Consider the following 5139-nt stretch of genomic DNA (forward strand, 5'->3'; position numbering starts at 1 on the left):
GCACCGCGCTGAGTGTGAACACGGCGGAGCTGTCGGAAACCTCCTCTTCCGTTGAAGTGTACAACGCGGAAGGCGGGAAGATAGGCACGATGGAGTTCGACTTTGTCGAAGGCAGCAACAATCAGGGGAACGAGCTCTCCTACACGTTCAAGCCTGACCCAGATCTGAAGGACGATCTTGCCGTTGTGGTTTCCGTGAGCGACGGACACGAAACGGAGGCCGCCCCTGCTCCGACGGTGAATGTGACCTTCAATAAGCCCGAGAAAGTCGAAGTTTCGGACGTGACGGAAGGCTCCGGCGACGGCAGCGAAGCCGAAGAGGAACAGGCCCGCGTGGAGCAGGAAAACGGACTGCTCACGGCAGCCATGGTGGTTTCCGGCCTGAACGGCGTTCTCGACGCCTCCTTCGACGCGCCGCTCTTCGACGCGCAGACGGATGCGCCCGACGTTCCGGAAGGGCAGGACGTGTTTGCCGTCGACAGCCTTGTTCTGCCGGACGCTCCCGACGCCCCGGCCTTTGCCGTGGCCGACGCTTCGGCGGAACACGCTGCGCCGCAGATGTTCTCCCTCCATGCCGATCCGGCGATTCCCGAGGCAGCCATGCATGAGAGCGCCGCGGATGCTCCCGATGCCTCGCCTGCGGACGATGCTTCGAGCGACGCGCCTGACCTGATTTCGCTCCTTGCGGACAACGATCTCGGCGCGCCGGAGCACGGCTTCCTGTTCGGCGCTCCCGAGGGCGACGTGTTCTCCGGCAGCGACGGCAACGACTACATGGTGGGCGGCGAAGGCTCCGATGCCGTGATGGCCGGCGACGGCAACGACATTGTGGTGTACGACGCCAGCGACTACCTCATCGACGGCGGGTCGGGCATCGACTTCATCGTGTCGAACGACGACGCCCTGTCGCTGCATGCGCTGCTCAACGAAAGCGGCCGCGACGGCCACGCCGGGCCCATCGTGAACGGCGTGGAAGTGCTCATCAAGGGCGATGACGCTCTCAGCCTCACCAGTATGGATCAGCTCTCGAAGGATTACGGCGTCACTATCGGCCGCGATGCGCAGGGCAACGAAACGCTCACGCTCAACGCCGATCAGTGGCACGCCAACGGCGACGGCAGTTTCGACTACGTCGGCCAGCCGAATGTTGATCTCACCCTGGAAACCAGCCTCACGCCTGTGACGCATGACGACGCTGCCGACGCCGCCGTGCAGCAGCAGGTGTTCATTCTCCAGAATACGCAGGGCTAGCCCTGTTTGCGCCGACCGCTTCTGCACTCCGGTTCAGGGGCGGTCGGCTTTTGCGCGGAGAGGCGGGCGCGTTGTCGTCCGGCTCCCCGCAACGTTTTGCGCGGCGCGAAAACGGCGCGGGGGCGAATGTCGCCGTCGTAAATGTCGGCGTAAATGCCGTCGGCGCGGGGCGTTTCGTCGCATTCCGGCTCCGGGTGTGCGGCGTTGAGCCTTCTGCCCGGCGCAGGCCTGTTCCCGGGGCGCGGCGCTCCGAACGCCCGGGAGCGTGAGCGGGCGCGCATTCGGCCCGGACGAAGCCGCGGAGCGGGCGTCGGCCCTGCCTGCGAACCGACCGCCTGTGCGGGCGACTCCACAATGAAGCACCCCGGCGTTACCGAAGAGGCGTTGCCCCGCAACTGTCCCGCGGCTCCGGGGCCCGCCTGTTCGCAGCAGCCGGAAAAACGCGGCCGGACGGCGCACAAAAGCGCTGGAAAAAGAATCCGAAACGGCGCATGATGCGCGGAGCGCGGGCTCCGAGGCGCAAAGGCGAGAAGATATGCGATTTCTGTTCTGCGACAACATGTATCCCGGCAGGTTCGGTCATCTGCCTGCGCGTCTGGCGGCCGATTCTGAAAACAGGGTCATGTTTCTTTCGTATCACGCGAGGGGCGGCGGCGCGGACGACAACGTGGCCCATGCCCGCTTCCGGCTCGACAGAACGGAAAACGCGCAGGAATCCGATCCGTTTTTCGCAGCCTGGGGCAAGGCGTTCCGGCTCGGCAGGCAGGCGTTCCGCACGTTCTGCCACATCCGCGATTCCGGCTTCGTGCCGGACATGGTCTTCATCACGTTTTTCGACGGTCCGGCGCTGTTTGTGCGCCGCGCGTTTCCCGAGGCGTTCGTGACCTCGTATTTCGGCGCGCTGCGCGTGCGGGACGCCGATGTTGCCTCCCGCCTCGACGCGCTCGCCGACGTGCAGAATCATCAGGCGCTGCTGAGCGATCTGTGCTTTGTGCGCAGCGAGGCGCAGAAGGCGCGTTTTGCCGCGCCGCTGCAATCGCGGCTGCACGTGCTGCCGCCCTTTGTGGATACGACGTTTTTTTCGCCCGGGCACGGAGAGCTGCGCGATTTCTTTCCCCACGAAAACGCGCGCGAGCTCGTGGTGTTTCACATGAAGGGGGCGTCGCGCGCCGCAACCGAAGGCGCGCAGACCGCGCTTGCGCTGCTGGCGGGCCGTCCTTCGTGCTGCGCGGCGCTGGCGTTCGGCAACGAGAGGGCTCGCGATCTCTGGCGGGGGCGCGGCGCGGCGCTCCCGGAGCGGCTGCGGCAGCGGCTCCTTTTTGTCGGCGGGCTGGACAAGAACGATTATCGCGCGCTGCTGTGCGCCGCCGACGTGCATGTTTTCCCCGAAAACGAAGAACCGCCGCTCCAGGAAATGCTGGAAACCATGAGCTGCGAAACCTTGCTCATGACGCCGGAAGGCGGACGGAATCCGTTGTTTGTTCCGGGCGAGACCGTGGAGACTTTTCCCGCGGACGCCTCCATGGAGGAACGCGCCCGGCGCATTGCAGATGCGCTGGACCGGCGGGAGGAGAGTCTGCGCATACGCAGGCGCGGCAGGCAGGTCATGGAGCGCTGCTGCAACGAGGCTGAGGTGCTGGATGAGCATCTGCGCTTCGTGCTTGAGGCCTTTGCGCGGACGCGGCAAGCCTAGCGCGGCGGAGTTGTGCGGCGCAGCCTTTCCGAGAGAGGGGGCTGTGCGGGCGCGCTGCGGCCCGGGATCTCTCCAAGGGGCCCGGCGGGCAAGCTTGCGGCGACTTCGGCTTTCCGCAGAAGCGACGGACGGAGTTGCGCGGCGCGGGGATTGGCGTCGCAGGCTCTCCGCGTGGGCGCGGCAAGCGAATGTGCGGGAGGGGCTCTGCAAGAGGGGCGGACGACGGCGGATTTTCGCGGCGACGCTTCGTGAGGGAGCAGGGCGAATTTTCGGGAATCGCGGCGGATTATTCTCCTTCCCGGCCTTTTTCTGGATCGCGAAGTCGCGGAGCGGCGTTTTCCGCGACGCATCATACTTTTCTGCAACGCGGGCCTTGCCCGGCGCATCATTTCCGAAGCGGTGAAAGCTGCACGCGGGAGCCCTGTCTGCCGCAGCATGCTGCGCCTCAGGGGCCGTGCGTGGCATCCCGCAGGGCATGGCCCCGACGCGGAAGGCTTCTGCCATGCCTGAAAGGCATGCCTGCTATAATGCATAGGTATTTGCTCTTTTGCCGCAGAAGGCGATATTTTGCATGCAACGAATCATTCTGGGAGAATCGCCGTTATGGAAACAATAGAAGGCAAGACGTTTGACGAAGAAAGGGCGCTGTACGGCCTTTGCCACGCGCGCATCAGGGATTGCTCGTTCACCGGCCCGGCGGACGGCGAAAGCGCGGTGAAGGAATGCGAAGACATTGTGGCGGAACGCTGCGTGTGCAATCTGCGCTATCCGTTCTGGCACGTGCGCGGCCTGACCATACGCGACTGCGACATCACGGAAAACGGTCGCGCCGCGCTGTGGTATTCGGAGCACATAGACATTGAGGACACGAAGCTGCACGGCATCAAGGCCCTGCGAGAATGCAGCGACGTCTCCGTGCGCAACTGCGACATCGTTTCCAACGAATTCGGATGGTTCTCCCGCAACTTCTCCATGCACGACTGCACGGCGAAGAGCGACTATTTCATGCTGCACGCGCGCAACGTGGAATGCGCCGATGTAAAGTTCACGGGCAAGTATGCGCTCCAGTACATGCACGACTGCGTGTTCGAGCGCTGCGACATCACCAGTCGCGACGCCTTCTGGCACGCGCGCAACGTCACGGTGCGCGACTGTGTGCTCAAGGGCGAATTCCTCGGCTGGTATTCCGATCACCTCACGCTGGAGCGCTGCCGCATCATCAGTTCGCAGCCGCTGTGCTACTGCACCAATCTCAGGCTCGTGGACTGCGAAGTGGTGGATTCCGATCTCTGCTTTGAAAAGTCCGACATTCACGCCGTCATCACCACGCGCGTGGACAGCATCAAGAATCCGCGCTCGGGCGTGATTGTGCTTCCCGGCGTGGACGAGCTGATCCGCGACGACGATTCCCGCGCAGAAATCATTTTCACGGAACGCCCTTCGCAGGCGTCCGCCGAAGCGCAAAGGGGCGAAGATTCCGCCGACTGAGCCCCGCCTTCGGGCAAAACGCGGCAAAAGCGCGGCCAACGTGTGCCCGCGGGGGGGCAAACAGTCCGCCCCTCGATCCAGAGGGCGCAACGCGCGTTGCGTCCCGGCCCGGAAAGGGGCTTGTTCCGGGGGCTGCCCCGGCAGGTGCGAAACACCCCGCGTTTCATGTTCCGGCCCGAAAAGGCGCGGAAAAGCTCCGCGTCCCGCAAAGGGCGGGAAACCTCTGCCTTTCGGCGCAACATGGGGAGGAAAACGCTTTCCTTCGCAAAACACGCCCTGCGCAGAAGGCCGTCGGCCTCCGGCCCGGAAGAGACAGCAACGCCTGCGCGCGGAAAACGAAACAAGTTCCGCTTCCGCTCGGAAGTCGCAGCAAAAACGTTTCCGGGTCCGGCAGACGAAACAAGCGCCGCTTTTGCCGGAACTCCCCGGCAAATTCCTCTTCCCGGGTTCGGAAGAGGCAACAACGCCTGCTTACCTTCGGCAGATGAAACAAGTTCCGCTTCCGCCTGAAAGCCCCAACAAGTTCCGTTTCCCTTCGTAAGACGCAAGAAAGCCCGCTTCCCGGCAGGGGGAGGCGGGCTTTTTGTCGGCCTTTGCCGTCCGCGGCGGAACGGTGTCCGCCGCGGGAGCAGAAGAGGGTCAGCGGATGCGCTTGTTGCCTTCCCACACGAGGTCGGCCTTGGGCAGCACGGGCAGGTAGGTGAGCCA

Annotated in this window: 3 protein-coding genes; all 3 read left to right on the forward strand. The window is 64.3% G+C overall.

The window, feature by feature from the left end:
• Positions 1-1250, forward strand: a 1250-nt coding sequence (locus tag ACZM96_RS09435) for a calcium-binding protein (RefSeq protein ID WP_489488747.1), incomplete at its 5' end; no start/stop codon positions are given.
• 535 nt (positions 1251-1785) lie between these two features.
• Positions 1786-2943, forward strand: a complete 1158-nt coding sequence (locus ACZM96_RS09440) for a glycosyltransferase family protein (protein ID WP_489488748.1) — start codon at positions 1786-1788, stop codon at positions 2941-2943.
• Positions 2944-3546: 603 nt separating this feature from the next.
• Positions 3547-4431, forward strand: a complete 885-nt coding sequence (locus tag ACZM96_RS09445) for a DUF3737 family protein (RefSeq protein WP_489488749.1) — start codon at positions 3547-3549, stop codon at positions 4429-4431.
• The last annotated feature ends 708 nt before the right edge of the window (positions 4432-5139 follow it).

The organism is Mailhella sp., from assembly GCF_057866825.1.